Below are 17974 nucleotides of genomic sequence, written 5' to 3'. Positions count from 1 at the left end.
CCTATGCCTTTGTGAGAATCTTTTGGATAATCTGTACGCCGGTAATCGCTTGCCAAGTAAAAAGCCCTAAAAGCACAAAATTTAATAAAATGTGAGTCATCCGCGCCCAGTTTGCCCCTTTTTGCATAAAAGGAGACAAAGCAGCAGAAGATGCAATCAAAGCCGTCATCCCAAGTCCTGCTAGAAGGTGAGGTTGCACAAATAACTTACCGTTATTGATGTAAGTGACCGCCATACCTCCAATTGCACCTGTTACCATCACAGCCAGGATGATGGAACCAATTTGGTAGTGTTTGATGTTATATCTACCTTTAATTAGTTCTTTTTTCTCGTCTCCTTGAGCGTTTCTGGTACGCTGTACTTGCAGCCCCAGGTAAGCCGCATAAAGTGATAATGCTAAAAGTACCCACATAAGCAGCGGGTGAAAAAAGTTTAGCCCAAATTTAACCGAAGGGGACAGTTCTATCATTGTGTTCTCACCCAATTCTTAAATCTTCATAAAAATTAGTATAACTTTAAGCATGGAGCATTGGGCATGGGGCATGGGAAGGAGGAATTGGGGCAGGGTGCGGGGTGCAAGGGAGATGAAGAAGAGGAATTGGGGCAGGGTGCGGGGTACAGAGGGGAATGAAGAAAAATTACCTCTTTCTCCTTTTCTCCCTGCTCCCTGCCCCCTGCCTTTTCTTTCTCCTTTTCTCCCTGCTCCCTGCTCCCTTGCTTCTTCAGCTCCTCTGCCCCCTGCTCCCTATAGACCTCTTGCAAAAGTGGTTAAACGATCTCAGAATTTAGTCTGAGACTAGACGAACAAAACCTGCTGATGCGGGACTTATTCATGACAGAAAATAACGATGTCTTGCTACTAAAGGCAGCAAAAAGTGGCGATATCAAACAACTGTGTGCGCTACTAAGTACTGGTGCTAAGGTTGACGCGGACGATCGCGATGGAACCACTGCGTTAATGTTTGCTGCTAATTTAGGTTACACCGAAATTGTGCGATCGCTGTTGGATGCTGGGGCAAATATTAATTTGCCTCGAAAACGCTATAATTTAACGGCTTTAATGTTGGCTGCTAGTGCTAATCGGCTCGATATTGTGCAGCTTTTAGTATCTAGAGGAGCTGATGTTGATGCTACCAATGAAGATGGTAGTACAGCTTTAATGGCAGCCGCACTTAAAGGTTATACCGAAGTAGTGCGAGTTTTATTGGCAGCTGGGGCTAAAGTAAATTTCACAGATAAAGATGATGACACTGCTTTAAAACTGGCTGTGAAACATGGACATACAGCAGTTGTAAAATTAATATTACAAAGTGGTGTAGATGTCAATGCTCAAGATGAAGAAGGCGAAACGCCTTTGACCATAGCAGCAGACTTGGGAAATCTACATGGGTTGCAAGCATTGTTAGATGCAGGGGCTGATGTAGATTTGAAGAATGGGGATGGTGGAACTGCACTCCTGGCAGCAGCAGCAGCAGGGCATAGTGCGATCGCAGCTGCTTTATTAAATCAAGGCGCTCAGATTAATCTCCAAGACCAAGATGGTGAAACAGCCCTACACCTCTCTGTTGTAGAAGGCTACATAGATGTAGTGCAAGTGTTATTGAGCCGGGGTGCAAATGTGCAAATTCAAAATCACCTGGGCGATACACCAATATTGGTAGCAGCATTGCAGGGACACAGCCAAATCGTGGAAGCATTACTACGTTTTGGAGCAGATATTAATAGCAACAACCTGAGTGAAAGACCGTTGTTGCTGGCTGTATCTCAGGGATACATTGATACAGTAAAAATATTGCTAGATTATGGCGCTGATGCCAATATTCCAGCAGATGATGGTAAAACTGCTTTGATCAAAGCAACCGAACGCAAATATACAGAAATAATCAAACTGTTGCTATCAAGGGGAGCAGATGTCAATTTTCGAGACTCCGCAGGGGCGACAGCATTGATGTGGGCTGCCTCAGCTGGTTATATTGAAATTGTGCAGATATTGCTCGAAGCTGGGGCAAATTTGAATTTTAAAAACCGGGGTGGCTATACTGCTTTAATGATTGCGGAATTTAATGGATATCAAAATGTAGTAAGGAGTTTACAAAAAGCAGGAGCAGAGGAATAGCGTGAAGACCATAGGCGATAGCTCTAATTTTTTATTGCTTGTTAATTTTCATCTTTATCTACCTCACTACGATGTCCGACTTCCACAATACTTACCAATAAAACATCATCAAAAACATCGTAGATAACGCGATAATCACCTACTCTAATTCGATAGGAATTTTCTTCACCTTTTAACTTTTTTACTCCGTTGGGACGTGGTTATATTGCTAAGTCATCTATTTTGGTTTGTATGCGGTCTTGCAATTCTTGAGAGAGTTTTCTAAACATTTTTCTCGCACCCTTGGTACATTTAACTTCGTAGATCACGCTACGTCCTTTTTTCTTTCATTGGCGATTTCCTTTTTCATGTCGTCCCATGCAATAAGACTATTATTGTCTATATCACTTTTAGCAGCATGATACGCTCTTAAATCGTTTTCGTCCTCTTCATCTTCGATTTTTTTTAGTAGTGCGTAAATCTCTTCTAAAGTACTGTCATAAGCTTGATGTAACAGTAGGTTGATTGCGTTGATTAACTGTTCGCGTTCGTGTTCGGTTTTCATTTTTAGACCTCTTTAACTGTTAATAATCTAAATGTAGTGGTTAACGTATATAACAATCCTATTTTACGGACAGTAAAGTAAAAGCGGAGATTTCATAGACACTTGATAGACATTTCGTGTCTGCGGTGTCTGCTGCTGGTGTCCTCCCGTATCTATCCCGTATCTATGCTGTATAAGGCTTTTTAAGTCCGATGGTGTTTAATGATTTGTTTTGTCTGAGTCATCCCCAAGTGCATACTCTGAGTTTGGGAGCAGCAAAACCTCAAGATTTTGATGAACACCTGAAAACTTTAGAACTGTTGGATCGCTCATCCGAAATTTTACCTGCAATTTTGGCGAGATTAAAAGCAGAAGCGATCGCCACTTTGGGAGAAGACTGGGTAAAAACCTGGCAAACCAATTTACCATCTTGGGAGGAAACCCCAGGTCATACCGTTTCACTTTAAAGTTGATACATTTGGGCAAGCAGGGGAAGCAGAGGAGGCAGGGGAAGACAGGGAGACAAGGGTATGGGGAGACAAGGGGATGGGGAGACAGGGAGACATTATCTTTCCCCAATTCTTCTTCATCTCCCTTGCCCCCCGCACCCTGCCCCTCTGCCTCTTTCATTCGGCTGTTGTTACATCCACTACTTGACTGGGCGCTGGTACAACTAGCACCTTATCAACACGGTTGCCATCCATATCCATCACCTCAATCCGCATACCTTGCCATTCAAAATGATCTGCGGCGGCGGGGATGCGACCCAAATGGGTAATTACAAAACCTCCTAGTGTTTGGTAGCTGCCTCGTTCATCAGATTCCCAATCTTCCATTTCAAAAAGTTCAAAAAACTCTTCTACAGCTAACATCCCATCCACAAGCCAGGAACCATCTTCTCGCTGTACAGCTTGTGGTTCGTCTTGTCCTGGTTCGGCTGGTACATCACCGACGATTTCGCTCATGATGTCGTTAAGAGTAATTAACCCTTGAATCACACCGTATTCGTCTACTACCAGTGCTATGTGAGTGATAGTTTGCTTAAACATTTCCAGAACTTTCAAACCACGGGTGCTTTCTGGCACAAAAACAGGTTGCCGTAATCCGATAGTCAAGTCTAAGGTTTCACCCCGGAAACTCTGGGTTAGTAAGTCGGTGACAGGAATGACACCTAGTACATTATCGAGTCCTCCTTGACAAACTGGATACCGCGAATAGGAACTTTCGGCCATCTTTTCACGGTTTTCTTCAGGAGAGTCGTCTAAGTCTAGCCAGACAATATCAGGACGGGGTGTCATAAAAGAATTGGCGGGGCGATCGCCTAGGCGAAAGACTCGCTCTACCATATCCTGTTCCGCTTCCTCGAAGGTTCCGGCTTCCGTGCCTTGTTCTATTAAAATTTTAATTTCTTCTTCGGTAACTTGCGGTTCAGTAGAGGGAGTAATGCCCAACATTAGCACTATCACATCCGTAGAAGTACTTAAAAGATGTACTGCTGGTGAAGCCAGGGTTGCTAAAGCCCGCATCGGAATAGCAACAATCGCGGCAATCCGTTCTGGGTTGTTTAGTGCCAGACGCTTTGGCACTAGTTCACCAATAATGAGAGACAAATAAGTGATAATCAGAACAACTATCCCAAAAGAGAGTGGTTCACTATAAGGTGCTAAGAACGGTACAAGTCGCACGTAGACAGCTAGTCGGCTGGCAATTGTTGCTCCTCCGAAAGCACCAGTTAAGATACCAATTAGGGAAATACCTATTTGAATAGTGGATAAGAAATGATTTGGAGACTCAGCTAGTTTTAATGCCACCCTTGCTTTAGCATCTCCTTGGTTGGCAAGCTGTTGTAGCCTTACCTTGCGTGCCGAAACAACCGCCATCTCAGACATTGAAAAAATGCCGTTGGCAATAATTAATACCAAAATGATTAAAATTTCAAAAGTGATGGAGGACATATTTAGAATTGCCGCTGATCAGAGCGAACTGAGTTAATCATTAGTATCGTATTAAAGGTATTCCTATAAATGCCTTAAGTAAGCATAAAGTAGTAGTTTTAATTCTTCCACAGAATTAATAACAGAACTGTTAACACTTTTAAAATAGAGAATAGCAACTGTCTTTAGATTTTTTGATCGGCAACGACTTCCCACTGTAGCAAAACTTATGGCCTTCTCTTCTATTGTGCGTGCCTTGGGGCGATCGCCACTCAGCACTGAATTACTAACTAAACTCAATCGGCAGCAAGATTTACGGTTAAATGGCATCTCTCGCTTACCTAAAGGTTTGGTGGCTTCGGCATTAGCGCAAAATTCCGGCAAAAATTTATTTGTAGTAGTGCCAACTCTAGAGGAAGCCGGACGCGTTTACGCACAACTGGAGATGATGGGATGGCAAACTGTACATTTTTATCCCACCTCCGAAGCGTCTCCTTACGAACCTTTTGACCCCGAAACGGAAATGACTTGGGGACAAATGCAGGTTTTAGCGGATTTGGTCAGTAGTCAGTGGTCAGTTGTTAGTGGTCAGTTGCCACAAACAACTAATAATGGACAAACGACAAAAATAGCCGTTGTCGCTACTGCTGGGGCGCTACAACCTCATCTACCACCTCCGGCAGCCTTTACACCATTTTGCTTTACCCTGAAGCCAGGGATGGAATTTAACCTCAAGACCTTCAGCGAAAAAATCACCACTTTGGGGTATGAACGAGTGCCTTTGGTGGAAACAGAAGGACAGTGGAGTCGGCGCGGTGATATTGTTGACATTTTCCCAGTTTCATCGGAGTTGCCAGTACGACTGGAATGGTTTGGTGATGAAATCGAGAAAATCCGGGAGTTTGATCCAGCAACTCAACGTTCTGCTGTTGACAAAATTGACCAAGTTATTCTAACTCCTACTAGTTTCGCCGCCATTTTTGCGGAAAAACTGCAAAATAATCCTCAGTTTCAAGCTTTAACGGCTGAGTTAGATGCTGATTTGGAACTTAATACCGCAAACTCAAAGTTACTGGAAGGTAGCCGTCGTTTTTTGGGATTAGCCTTTGAAAAACCAGCTTCTTTACTGGACTATTTGAGCGAAAATACTTTAATTGCGATTGACGAACCAGAACAATGTCATGCTCATAGCGATCGCTGGGTAGAAAATGCACAAGAACAGTGGTCAGTTGTCAGTGATCAGCGATGCACTGAGCTTGTCGAAGTGTTGTCAGTTGTCAGTGGATTGCCAAAAATCCATCGGTCTTTTGATGAATGTTTGGCTGATGTTGCCAAATTTAAAACGTTATATTTATCGGAACTGGCGGAAGAAAATAGCGGCATTAATTTAGCAAGTCGGTCTGTACCAGTTACACCGCACCAGTTTGGTAAGCTGGCAGAAACACTCAGGCAAGAACGCGATCGCAATTTTTCGATCTGGTTGATTTCTGCTCAGCCTTCCCGTTCTGTTTCTTTATTACAAGAACATGACTGTCCGGCGCAATTTATCCCCAACCCCCGTGATTATCAAGCAATTGATAAGCTAAATATCAACCATATACCAGTCGCCCTGAAATATTCTGGTCTGGCGGAACTTGAAGGATTTATTCTACCGACGTTCCGCTTGGTAGTCGTTACTGATCGTGAATTTTATGGGCAACATTCCCTAGCGACACCTAGCTATATCCGCAAGCGCCGCCAAGCTACCTCTAAGCAAGTAGACCCCAACAAGCTGCGTCCAGGTGATTATGTAGTTCACAGAAGTCACGGTATCGGTAAATTCGTTAAGTTAGAAAGTCTAACTATTAACAATGAAACCCGTGATTATTTGGTAGTACAGTATGCTGACGGTTTACTGAGAGTCGCCGCTGACCAAGTAGGTTCTTTATCCCGATTCCGCGCCAATGGCGATAAAGCCCCAGAACTGCACAAGATGACTGGTAAAGCTTGGGATAATACCAAAAACCGAGTCCGCAAAGCGATCAAAAAGTTGGCGGTGGATTTGCTCAAACTTTATGCTGCAAGATCCAAACAAGAAGGTTTTTCCTATCCCGCAGATATGCCTTGGCAAGAGGAAATGGAAGATTCTTTTCCCTATCAACCGACAACAGACCAGCTAAAAGCTGTGCAAGATGTGAAGCGAGATATGGAAAGCGATCGCCCAATGGATCGTTTGGTATGCGGTGATGTCGGTTTTGGCAAAACAGAAGTGGCAATTCGCGCTATTTTCAAAGCTGTCACCTCTGGTAAACAAGTTGCACTTTTAGCACCGACAACTATTCTCACGCAACAACACTATCACACCCTCAAAGAACGCTTTGCTCCTTACCCTGTCAACGTCGGCTTACTTAATCGCTTCCGCAGTGCTGAAGAACGCCGCAATATTCAAAAACGATTGGCAAACGGTGAATTAGATATAGTTGTCGGCACACACCAACTTTTAGGCAAAGGTGTATCCTTTCGTGATTTGGGACTGTTGGTGGTGGATGAAGAACAGCGATTTGGCGTTAACCAAAAAGAGAAAATTAAAAGCCTGAAAACTCAAGTTGATGTACTTACCCTTTCTGCGACTCCTATTCCCCGTACCCTATATATGTCTTTATCCGGGATTCGGGAAATGAGTTTGATTACTACCCCACCTCCTACCAGAAGACCAATTAAAACCCATCTTTCACCGCTGAACTCCGAAAGCATCCGCAGTGCAATTCGTCAAGAATTAGACAGAGGCGGACAGGTATTTTATGTTGTGCCACGAGTTGAAGGCATCGAAGAGACAACAGCCAATCTACGAGAAATGATACCAGGAGGCAGATTTGCGATCGCCCACGGTCAAATGGATGAAAGCGAGTTGGAATCAACGATGCTGACTTTCAGCAATGGCGATGCAGATATTTTGGTATGTACGACAATTATTGAATCTGGCTTAGATATTCCCCGCGTCAACACCATTTTAATTGAAGATGCTCACCGCTTTGGTTTATCGCAACTGTATCAATTGCGTGGTCGTGTAGGACGTGCAGGTATACAAGCTCATGCTTGGTTATTTTATCCCAAGCAACGGGCATTATCTGACGCGGCACGACAAAGGTTACGGGCAATTCAAGAATTTACTCAGCTAGGTTCTGGCTATCAGTTAGCGATGCGCGATATGGAAATTCGGGGTGTGGGTAACTTGCTGGGTGCAGAACAATCTGGTCAAATGGATGCGATCGGTTTTGATTTGTATATGGAAATGCTGGAAGAATCAATTCGGGAAATTCGCGGTCAAGAAATTCCCAAAGTTGATGATACGCAAATTGACCTTAACCTCACAGCATTTATTCCCGCAGATTACATCCCTGATTTAGACCAAAAGATGAGTGCATACCGGGCAGTAGCCGGAGTGAAATCAAAAGAAGAATTAACTCAAATTGCTGCCGAATGGAGCGATCGCTATGGTACTTTACCTGTCCCAGCTAATCAATTGTTACGGGTAATGGAACTTAAACAATTAGCGAAAAAGTTAGGATTTAGCCGCATCAAACCAGAGAATAAACAACATGTAATTTTAGAAACCCCAATGGAAGAACCTGCTTGGAATTTATTAGCAGCGAACTTACCAGAACATCTCAAAACGCGTTTTGTTTACTCACCTGGTAAAGTTACAGTGCGCGGTTTAGCAGTGATGAAAGCCGACCAACAATTACAAAGTTTGATTGATGCAATGCATAAAATGCAAGGGGCTATGGGAGAGGCAGTTGTAGTTTGATACATTAGTTAGGAGCAAACAAATTTTCTTTATTTACTCCTGAAAATAAAAATTCATGAAACATTAATCGGCATCTAACTCTATCTGGTATTGAAGCAGCACAATTACATCAGTACTCCATTTCACTTGAAAGCCAGAATGCTTGTTCTTACCAATGTAAGGCAGAATTACGCTTAATTCCCGACCTAAAACTGTGGGTTCCCATAAATTAGCAACCTTGCGCTGCAATTTGATCTCTTGTAGTAGTCTGTTGACTTGAATCCCACTTATTTTTTTACTGATAAGTTTTTCTAATTCTCTACCAATCTCTGTAGGAGTCAAGAATTGAGTTTCTACTTTCATTCACTTAACCTCAATAGCAATAGTTTGAGGTTAGAGTTTGGGAACTTCCTAATGGAATAGGGGATTAGCTAAAGGATTAAAGTCTTTTAGAATAAAGGATAGGGAATTTAGGAATCTATTTCAGTTTGGGACGTTCCCAAACTTTCTGAAAATAATTATTTTACTTTACCTATGCCAAAAAGTAGCTGGAGTTTAGATGTTCAATATCGAGTCAGAAATTTGTTAAAAGAATTGCTATCTTATGTTTTGAGTTACCGCGAAGACCTCCAGTTGCAATACAAGTGGGAGGATGAGGATAGTAGACCTAAGTTAATTGTTAAAACACAGCGAAGATCTATACAAAATCTGGCTCACTTTGAACAACAAAGTCATTTTTATGAAGCTATCAATCGTCTTAAAGACTTGAATATTTTTGAAGATAGACGCTTCCATACAAGAGGAAAAGACTACTGGCACTTTGCTTTAAGACTTTGGAGTAAAGATCAACAAATAAATCTAAGGGAGTTTGATAAAGAATGGCAATCTAGGAAAACTGATAAATCGAAAAAATTAGAGTATAAAAAACAGCCTAAAATAGAAAAGAATAATGTCATTGATGATGATTCTCAGTCTGTATTTAGTAGAGCAGATAATATTCATCAGCGCAGCTTTGCAATAGGAACAGAAATTGATACAAGTAGTATTATCTATTTAGATTTAGATAGCATTTTACAAAATAATATTGGCGTGTTTGGTAACTCAGGAACGGGCAAGACATTCCTGACTAAATTGCTACTATCGGGTCTTATTCACCAACAAGCATCTGTGAATTTAATTTTCGATCTCCACTCTGAGTATGGAAGGGAAACTGCATTGCGTAATCAGAAATTTAATACAGCAAAAGGCTTGCGTAATCTGTTTCCTAATGAAGTAGAAACTTACGTTACTGATACTGAATCTGTACTTTGCCGAAGTGTACTTGATGTACAAGAGTTCTATCTCAGTTACGATCAAATTGAAGTAGAAGATATAAAATTAGTTAGTCATGAATTAGGAATATCTGAAGATAATCTGGATAACGCTAACATCTTGTATACGGAGTTTGGCAAGTCTTGGATTACCCAATTGTTGAATATGACTAATGATGAAATCCAGATGTTTTGTCAGGAGAAGCGAGGAAACAAAGATTCAATTATGGCATTGCAGCGCAAATTACTGCGACTGGATTCTCTAAAAAATATGAGGACTGTTGTACTGCATAATTATATTAATCAAATTTTACGTTCGTTGGAAGCAGGTAAGAATGTTGTGGTGGAATTTAGTCCTCAATCGGATATGCTCTGTTATATGTTGCTCGCAAATATGATTTGTAGGCGCATTCACAGTTACTATGTCAAGAAAACTGAAAAGTTTTGGCAAACAAAGAATCAGAAAGATGCACCCCGCCGCCTAGTAATAACCATTGAAGATGCTCATCACTTGCTAAACTCCAACACAGTTCGTAATACTATTTTTCATACTCTTATTCGTCAATCTTGGAAGTTCTACATCACTTTATTTATTGTAGAGCGATATCCTTCAAGGATTGATAAAGAAGTGATGTCTGAGCTTGGTACTCGTATTACTGGTTTTCTTAATCATGAAGATATTAATGCAATATTTACCGATGTTGCTAGCAATCAAAACTTACGTTCTATGATGTCCAAGCTCAATTCTAGCCAACAAGCTCTCATTTTTGGTTACGGAATTACTACACCAGTAGTGTTACAAACACGATCTTACGATGCAAAATTTTATGATGAAATTAGTAATCGCTGTTCTTCAACCTAATTTATTTTGATACCAGAAAACTCAACACTCGTTTCTACTCAAACTTTACCATTTCTGCTCTTGAGAGCGATCGCAGCCTGATAACCTAAATAATTGGTATGTTATGACTTTCGTAGCGATTGGCAACTATAACTGAAGCTCTCTAAACTTATGCTTAAGATTAATTTAAACAGCTACAGTGAAAAACTGTGCAAGTTATGATTATCAACACATTCTGAAAAACTAGCTTAATAAATGTATGAAAATTAAAGCAATCATTCATCCAGCAGAAGAAGGCGGCTATTGGGCAGAGGTTCCCGCGCTTCCCGGCTGTGTTACTGAAGGAGAAACAATAGAAGAAGTAATAGCTAATTTGAAAGATGCTATTGAAGGTTGGCTTGATGTTGCCAATAGTCGCAGTACAGTTAAGTCAACAGATCAAGTTGTCGAAATTGCTATATGAAATCAATTTCTGGCAAGCAACTTTGTAAAATTGTAGAGCAAAAAGGCTGGGTTTTACGAAGAATTACTGGTAGTCATCATATTTATGAAAACTCTGAAGCAGAACAAATCCTGTCAATTCCTGTTCACCGCAATCAAGATTTGAAAGTTGGAACCTTGAGAGCCTTGATGAAAGTAGCCCAGCTATCAGAGGAAGATTTATTGTAATTGTGAATTATGCAAGGAATTTTTGGCTACGCTTACGCAGCCTCACAATCCAGATACTTTTATTTCAGCAATCTCAAACCACTCAGAGTAACTAAGACTGTAGAACCTTCATGCCCAATTACGCCAATGGGTAGGTTAACATTTCCTAGAAAGTTACCCAAGATTAGTACCATAATAAATCCTAGGGCTACTACTATATTTTGTTTGACTATGGCTTGCGATCGCCTACCTAATTTGATTGCTGCAACAATCTTCTCTAATTTATCAGCCATTAGCACGATGTCTGCCGTTTCTAAGGCGACATCACTACCCGTTATTCCCATTGCAATACCTACAGATGCTTGAGCTAAGGCGGGTGCATCATTAATGCCATCCCCTACCATTGCCACAGTTTGATATTGTTTTTGCAAACTACGAATCACATCTAGTTTATCTTCAGGTAAAAGTTCGGCATATACTCGCTCAATTCCCACTGCTTGGGCAAAACTATCAGCAGTTCGTTGGTTGTCTCCTGTAATCATGATAATTTCTGCAATTCCCATCTGCCGCAGACGCGCAATAGTTGAGGCTGCCTCTGGGCGTAGTATATCTGCAATCGCGATCGCACCTACGATCTCATATTCATTTTTGTTACTTTCCTGTGCTACCCAAACAACGGTTTTCCCTTCTCGTTCCAAGGATGCGACTAAATCTTTTAATTCTTCTGGTAACTGACTAACATATTGTTGTACAAAAGCTACATTCCCTACAATCACCTGTTGGTTGTTGACAATCCCTGTAATTCCTTGTCCAGGTATAGCTTGTACTTCAATTCCCCGCATTCCGCCTAAATCACCGGCTGCCTGGATAATAGCCTGAGCAATAGGATGTTCGGAATTAGACTCTAAAGCTGCTGCTATTTTTAATACATTTTTTTGCGAGTAATTACTATTAGCAATTACTTGAGATACTTGTACCTGTCCTGTTGTTAGAGTACCAGTTTTATCAAAAGCGATCGCCTGAACTTTGCCAATCTTTTCTAACTGCGCCCCATTTTTAAACAAAATCCCCTGTCTTGCACCATTAGCAATTCCCGAAAGTAATGTAGGCATAATTGCAGCCATCAGCGCACAAGGAGAAGCTACAACTAAAAAAGTTAAAGCGCGATAAATTGTAGTTTCCCAGTCCCAGCCCCAAATAAATGGAGGCAGAATAGCCAATAACACCCCAGCTATTACAATTACTCGCGCATACTTGCGTTCAAACAGTTCAATAAATTCTTGAGAAGGTGGTGCTTGGGTTTGTGCTTGTTCTACTAAGCGAATTACACGCTGAATCAAACTACTTGATGCTGGTTTATGTACTTGGAGTTTTAGCGCCCCGTACCCGTTAAGTGTACCTGCAAATACTTCATCACCTATAGTTTTCTCTATAGGTAAAGATTCACCAGTAATTGCAGCTTGATTAAGGGTACTGTAACCAGAAATAATCACTCCATCAGTAGGAATTAGTTCGCCTGGTTTGACAATAATTTCATCCCCCACCTTTAACTGGTTGATGGGCAGCATTTCTTCTTGTCCTTTAAATAAAACCCTGGCTGTGTCTGGTGTCAAACTCATTAAACTGCGAATACTACGCTCAGTCCGTCGCATGGCGTAGCCTTCTAGTGCGCCACTAATGGCAAAGATGAGAATTAAAATTGCCCCATCAATAATAAGATGATATTCCCTGCGCCATAAACCCAAGCCAGCTGCACCAAGGGCTGCCACAATCATCAACAAATCTACATCTAGTTCCTTTTCTTTAATTAGTGTTGTTAGTCCCTCACGGGCGCTTTCGTAACCACCAATCACATAAGCAGCAGGTAACAATAGCATTGCCCAGCCTAGCGAACCTAGATGCAAAGCAAACCACCCAAGAAACAACAAAAACCCACAAAATAGGGCTGCTAAGGTATCTGCATGTTCTTTGGTGAATTGGGTAAAACGCTGGGGGTAGAGCATGAGAGTTGATTGAGTTGGGACTTCTCTCAACCTAAACCTTAACATCAATGTTAATGTCAAGAGTGTAGGAGTTTAAATATGAGAACCTACATACTACTAAATTGCCATTTTTGTAACTTATGGCACTACATCATAAGGATAAAATTTTATGCTAAAGCGAATCTATATTGATAACTTTCGTGGCTTGGTAAATTTTGAACTGAATTTTGACTCAATTAACCTATTTATCGGTGCTAATGGTTCAGGAAAATCAACTGTTTTTGAATCTTTGAGAAAAATTCAAACCTTTTTAACTATTTCTTGTGGTGCAGGAGAAGTTTTTAAATATTCTGACTGCACACGCTGGCAGCCTTCACTAATTCAACGTTTTGAGCTAGAAATTTCTGGAAATGGTGGCGATTACAAATATGAACTTGCTATTGAACATAATATACAACATAATTGCCATGTTAAATATGAGCGTCTGTACTTCAAGAATAACCTTTTATTAAATATTGAGAACGGCAAGGTACAACTTGCTGATGATAATTCACATATATCTGAATTTCCTCTTACTACAACTCATTCTGCAATTTTGTTACTACTAGAAACTGGCAATACAAAACTGAAGTGGTTTCAAAATCGCATGGAACGATTAATTATTGTACAAATTATTCCTAGCTTCATGAAAAATGGTAGTTCAAAAGAACAAGTACAGCTTAATTGGAAAATGGAAAATTTTGTTTCTTGGTATCGTTATATTACTAAAAATAAACATAAATCAGAAGATTTAATTAATGTACTAAATTCCTTATTGGATGGTTTAGTAGGAATAAAGTTTGAATATTTAAGTGAAGAATTTGGAACTTTAAAGTTGCAATTTTCAGCCAATGAGGATCAGACAAGAATAATTGATTATCGTTTAAGTGAACTATCTGATGGGCAAAAAGCGCTTTTTGCTCTCTATACTTTCCTATATTGTACAGAATCAGAAGACTACACATTGTGTATAGATGAACCAGAAAATTTTTTAGCCCTAACAGAAATTCAGCCTTGGTTAATACAACTTTATGACTTTTGTAGTGAAGGAAAGCTACAAGCTTTGCTCATATCCCATCATCCTGAATTAATTAATTATCTTTTAGCATCACCTATGGGTTATTGGTTTGAACGTCAAATGAATGCTCCTGTACGAGTGAGAAAAATTAGTAATGAAGTTGCTGAAAATACTGGTTTACCAATTTCAGAACTAATTGCACGGGGATGGCTGTATGAGCCAGCGTAGGGTACAGATTGTGATTCTGTGTGAGGATAGGCAACAAGAGGCTTTTGCTCGTTATTTTTTGAAAAAGCGAGGGTTTATTCTAGATAGAAATATCAGAATCAAAATCTGTGTAAACAAAGCAAAAGGAGCAGGAGAGCAATTTGTTAGGGAAAATTATGCCACAGAGGTTAAAGCATTACGCAGCAAAAATTATCTTTTAGGAATGCTAGTAGTGTTAATTGATGCAGATAAAAAAACGGTGGAAGAAAGACTGAAGCAATTAGATGATGCATTGATAGCAGATTCACAACAAGTTCGCCAGCCTGATGAAGCCATAGCAATATTTGTACCAAAAAGAAATATTGAAACTTGGATACATTATTTACGTGGAGAAACTTTTGATGAAGAAACAAAATATGCAAAATTCACTAACAATGAGTCAGCTTGTAAGCCCCATGTAGAACACTTGGTAAACCAGTGTTACCAGGGTTTAGATAACAATGCACCGCCATCCCTTCAGATAGCTTGTAGAGAATTACAAAGAATTTTACCGTTGTTAGATAAATTATGAATGCTAGTTGTTTAACCATTAAAGAACTTAGTGACGCAGTAGGTGGCGGTTTAACTCCGCGGATGGTGAGGCACTACCATCAATTGGGGATACTACCACAACCAGTGCGATCGCCTAGCAATTATCGCCTTTACACACAAAAAGATGTGATCAGGTTGCAACGGATTGTGGCACTCAAACAGCAAGGGTTTCAACTCAACCATATTCGCCACATTTTGGAAGTGGAACCAGAAACAGATACAACCGTAAATTTGATGGGACAACTCCAACAACAATATCGAACAGTAATCCAGCAAATTGCTCAACTGCGACAAACTGCATCAGCCCTAGAAGGATTATTAGGACGCGATCGCCATTGTCAAGTTATGCAAGCTGAAGTACTGGCTCAACTCAAGTTAATAGAAGTAGAAACCCAAGTCGGATTGGGAGAACTAGATAAGTTGTGGAGTGGCTTGGATGCCGAAGTTCATAGTCATTCGGAAGCTTTTGCAGAATCTTTACAACACTTACTACCTGACTTGTCTGAGCGTTCTGAAATTGAACAACACTTGATATCGCAGCTGGTTTTAGCTTGTGGTGATGTGAGTTTAGTATCTTTTATCAAATTGAGTCAAGCAGCGATCGCTGCTAGCCGGGAAGCTCTCAAATCAAGCTGTGAAATTTTTGTAGATATCCCCACAGTTGGGGCAGCTTTAGATCAAACTAGATTAGTTCATTTAGGTTGTCAAGTTATAACTTTGATTGATAACCCTCATGTCACCACAGCCACAGAAGCAGAATTAGAATTTTGGCAGCGTCAAGAATGGCAAGAAAAATTACAGCAAGTCACTAAAGGTTGCATCTTAGTGGTTGGATATGCGCCTTCGGTGCTATTAGAAGTGTGTGCAGCTATTAATCAGCAACAAATTCAGCCAGCATTAGTAATTGGGATGCCAATTGGTTTTAGTCACGCTCCCGCAGCCAAGCGACAACTGATGCAACAAGATATACCATTTATTACCATTGAAGGTACTTTAGGCGGTGGTTTGTTAGCTGCTACTTCTTTAAATGCTTTAGTTGAATCATTAATTGAGAAACCAGATTGTCATTGTTATACCAGGAAATAGGCTTGATATCGTGTCAGGTTAAATACTTGTCATTAAGACCGCAGGGGGGCAGGGAGCAGGGAGAAAGAGGGTTTCATGCTTTTTGCACAGATGCGGGAATTATAACTAATTATGCGGACATGATATGACTCTTCAGACTTTGGCGTGAGTGCTAATTCGACAAGACTCTACATAAGTCAGTCTAACGTTATATTCAAGCCTATTTGTAAACCTATGTAACAATTTGAATAATTTATAAATCTAGTTATGAAAAGAAACTAGAGGTTCACAGGTTACTTAACCTATAAAGTGAGCCTCTGTTTCCAATTGTTATCTAATAGGACAATACTATGCAAACACAAAACATTCAACCCAAATCTTTTGAACTTGGCTCAATGAAGATGAAAAAGTTCGCTATTCGCGAGGCTGAAACAGTTAAAACAACTGCTCCAGCAGCTTATCCAATCTGGTTGTGCATTGGTTTGTAAATTTTAACTAGAAGTTGAGTGTGGGTCTGTATATCCTAGGTCGCAGATCCATACTTAAATCAATACCTTCGCCAAAGTAAAAAAAGCCTTGGTTCGTAGGTTGGGTTTCGTGCCTCAACTCAACTTACACAAAAATGGCGAAGGTATTGTTAAACATAACAGAGTTTTTGGCATTACTTAAGGATTCAGTTCTCATGAGTTATTGGGCAACTGACACATTAGTTGCAGTTTATCCGTTTACTCGACAACCTGATGGTAACGAAGTTGTAATTGGGCAATTAGATACTGCTGTTTTTTTAGTTATACCATCTGAAGCTTTAGAATTATTAGACTGCCTAGCTATAGGGATGACGGTAGGACAAGCTCAGTTATTCTATCAGCAAAAATATGACGAAGTTCCTGATATAGAGGATTTACTAAATCTCTTAGAATCTAAGGGTTTTGTCCGTCCCTTAATAGCAGGTAACTTTATGGAAATAACTGCTACAAACCCATCTCATCTCATCTCCAGACATAGAAAACCGAAGTCACTAAATTATCATTTTGTCAACTTTCCGCAATCACTAGCCCGTAAATTATTTAGCCGACCAATGCTGGTCAGCAGTGGGGTTTTGATTGGGTTGGCTATATGTGCAATTGCTGTAGATCCTGCAATTATTCCTGACTGGAATGCTTATTTTTTCCCAAAAAATTGGGCTTTGATGAGTTTGTTACTCATGGTCATGGGCTTTTTGAGGGTTTTTTTACACGAAATGGCTCATTTAATAGCAGCTAGATCTCTTGGTATCTTTTCACGCCTGGGAATTAGTCATCGTCTATGGATATTAGTAGCAGAAACGGACATGACTGGCATTTGGGCTGTACCAAGAAAGCAACGCTATTTACCATTACTAGCCGGGCCATTGCTAGATGCGATATCTAGCTCTGTTTTACTTTTGGTTTTTTTTGCTGATAATCGTGGTTGGATCTTACTACCTGGGCTAATTGGACAACTAGGCCAAGCTATATTGTTGACTTATTTGCTGGGGATACTTTGGCAATGTTATTTCTTTGTGCGGACTGACTTCTACTACGTAATTGCCAATTTCTTTAGGTGCAAGAACCTAATGAAAGATACAGAGATTTTCTTACATAATCAGTTGGGGCAAATAATTCACTCGATCCGCCAAGTAGACCAGTCTCACATCAAAGCCTCTGAAATGCGGGTGATTCGTGTTTATGCAATAGTCTGGTTACTAGGTCGTGCTTTGGCTTTTAGCTCTTTGTTATTTATTGGTGTCCCTGTGTTTTGGAACTACTGTTTAGCTTTTTTTACAGCTTTAGGTAGTGGTATTCAAATTCAACATTACAAGTTTATAGATGCGTTGATAATCGGATTGATTTTTATCCCGCAGCTAATTGGTTTTTGGCTGTGGATTACTAGTAGGCGTAAAGCTAAAGGATAAA

15 protein-coding genes and 2 pseudogenes are annotated in these 17974 nt (G+C 40.4%); 11 read left to right on the top strand and 6 right to left on the bottom strand.

Features of this window, described 5'->3' with window-relative positions:
- Position 1 precedes the first annotated feature (1 nt).
- Positions 2-469, bottom strand: coding sequence for a DUF4079 domain-containing protein (locus tag QI031_RS22095; protein ID WP_281481769.1), 468 nt, complete (start codon positions 467-469; stop codon positions 2-4).
- Positions 470-832: 363 nt separating this feature from the next.
- Here QI031_RS22095 and QI031_RS22090 point away from each other — a divergent pair, with 363 nt between their 5' ends.
- Positions 833-2116: an ankyrin repeat domain-containing protein gene (locus QI031_RS22090; protein ID WP_281481768.1), complete on the top strand. Its 1284-nt coding sequence runs from the start codon at positions 833-835 to the stop codon at positions 2114-2116.
- A gap of 41 nt (positions 2117-2157) precedes the next feature.
- Here the strand turns inward: QI031_RS22090 and QI031_RS31630 are convergent.
- Both QI031_RS31630 and QI031_RS22080 read right to left on the bottom strand, forming a co-directional pair.
- Positions 2158-2277: pseudogene (locus QI031_RS31630) on the bottom strand (type II toxin-antitoxin system RelE family toxin); the annotation flags it as partial.
- 143 nt (positions 2278-2420) lie between these two features.
- Positions 2421-2660: a hypothetical protein gene (locus QI031_RS22080; RefSeq protein ID WP_281481767.1), complete on the bottom strand. Its 240-nt coding sequence runs from the start codon at positions 2658-2660 to the stop codon at positions 2421-2423.
- Between the two features lie 182 nt (positions 2661-2842).
- On the opposite strand from QI031_RS22080, the pseudogene QI031_RS22075 reads away from it, so the two are divergent.
- Positions 2843-3088: pseudogene (locus QI031_RS22075) on the top strand (aldo/keto reductase); the annotation flags it as partial.
- 177 nt (positions 3089-3265) lie between these two features.
- Here the strand turns inward: QI031_RS22075 and QI031_RS22070 are convergent.
- Positions 3266-4594, bottom strand: coding sequence for a hemolysin family protein (locus QI031_RS22070; protein ID WP_281481766.1), 1329 nt, complete (start codon positions 4592-4594; stop codon positions 3266-3268).
- A 208-nt stretch (positions 4595-4802) separates the two neighbouring features.
- Here QI031_RS22070 and mfd point away from each other — a divergent pair, with 208 nt between their 5' ends.
- Complete coding sequence (gene mfd / locus QI031_RS22065) at positions 4803-8360, top strand: transcription-repair coupling factor (RefSeq protein ID WP_281481765.1); 3558 nt, start codon at positions 4803-4805, stop codon at positions 8358-8360.
- Positions 8361-8423: 63 nt separating this feature from the next.
- Here mfd and QI031_RS22060 read toward each other — a convergent pair whose 3' ends face one another.
- Complete coding sequence (locus QI031_RS22060) at positions 8424-8702, bottom strand: hypothetical protein (RefSeq protein WP_281481764.1); 279 nt, start codon at positions 8700-8702, stop codon at positions 8424-8426.
- A 171-nt stretch (positions 8703-8873) separates the two neighbouring features.
- On the opposite strand from QI031_RS22060, the gene QI031_RS22055 reads away from it, so the two are divergent.
- The 3 genes from QI031_RS22055 (at position 8874) to QI031_RS22045 (ending at position 11159) form a co-directional block, all read left to right on the top strand.
- Entirely contained in the window at positions 8874-10511 is a 1638-nt protein-coding gene (locus tag QI031_RS22055; protein WP_281481763.1) for a helicase HerA domain-containing protein, read from the top strand.
- Between the two features lie 238 nt (positions 10512-10749).
- Positions 10750-10953: a type II toxin-antitoxin system HicB family antitoxin gene (locus tag QI031_RS22050; RefSeq protein ID WP_281481762.1), complete on the top strand. Its 204-nt coding sequence runs from the start codon at positions 10750-10752 to the stop codon at positions 10951-10953.
- A complete protein-coding gene (locus QI031_RS22045; RefSeq protein ID WP_281481761.1) occupies positions 10950-11159 on the top strand; it encodes a type II toxin-antitoxin system HicA family toxin in 210 nt (69 codons plus the stop codon). Before QI031_RS22050 ends, QI031_RS22045 begins: the two co-directional genes overlap by 4 nt.
- A 59-nt stretch (positions 11160-11218) precedes the next feature.
- Here the strand turns inward: QI031_RS22045 and QI031_RS22040 are convergent, their stop codons facing one another.
- Positions 11219-13141, bottom strand: a complete 1923-nt coding sequence (locus QI031_RS22040) for a heavy metal translocating P-type ATPase (RefSeq protein ID WP_281486097.1) — start codon at positions 13139-13141, stop codon at positions 11219-11221.
- 148 nt (positions 13142-13289) lie between these two features.
- On the opposite strand from QI031_RS22040, the gene QI031_RS22035 reads away from it, so the two are divergent.
- The 5 genes from QI031_RS22035 to QI031_RS22015 all read left to right on the top strand — a co-directional run bounded on the left by QI031_RS22035 (position 13290) and on the right by QI031_RS22015 (position 17973).
- The gene (locus QI031_RS22035) at positions 13290-14405 is read left to right on the top strand and encodes an AAA family ATPase (protein WP_281481760.1); all 1116 of its coding nucleotides are present in this window, start codon (positions 13290-13292) and stop codon (positions 14403-14405) included.
- On the top strand, positions 14392-14955 hold the full coding sequence (locus QI031_RS22030) for a hypothetical protein (RefSeq protein WP_281481759.1): 564 nt from the start codon (positions 14392-14394) through the stop codon (positions 14953-14955). Before QI031_RS22035 ends, QI031_RS22030 begins: the two co-directional genes overlap by 14 nt.
- On the top strand, positions 14952-16061 hold the full coding sequence (locus tag QI031_RS22025; RefSeq protein WP_281481758.1) for a precorrin-8X methylmutase: 1110 nt from the start codon (positions 14952-14954) through the stop codon (positions 16059-16061). The genes QI031_RS22030 and QI031_RS22025 overlap by 4 nt, the downstream gene beginning before the upstream one ends.
- A gap of 329 nt (positions 16062-16390) precedes the next feature.
- Positions 16391-16528 (top strand): hypothetical protein, encoded by a 138-nt coding sequence (locus QI031_RS22020; RefSeq protein ID WP_281481757.1) that lies wholly within the window; start codon positions 16391-16393, stop codon positions 16526-16528.
- A gap of 146 nt (positions 16529-16674) precedes the next feature.
- Positions 16675-17973, top strand: coding sequence for a hypothetical protein (locus QI031_RS22015; RefSeq protein ID WP_281481756.1), 1299 nt, complete (start codon positions 16675-16677; stop codon positions 17971-17973).
- Position 17974: the final 1 nt, after the last annotated feature.

Origin of the sequence: Halotia branconii CENA392 (assembly GCF_029953635.1) — a bacterium.
In the GTDB taxonomy this organism is placed as follows: domain Bacteria; phylum Cyanobacteriota; class Cyanobacteriia; order Cyanobacteriales; family Nostocaceae; genus Halotia; species Halotia branconii.
The sequence above is the reverse complement of the archived record's forward strand: the minus strand, read 5'-3'. Positions and strand labels throughout refer to the sequence as shown.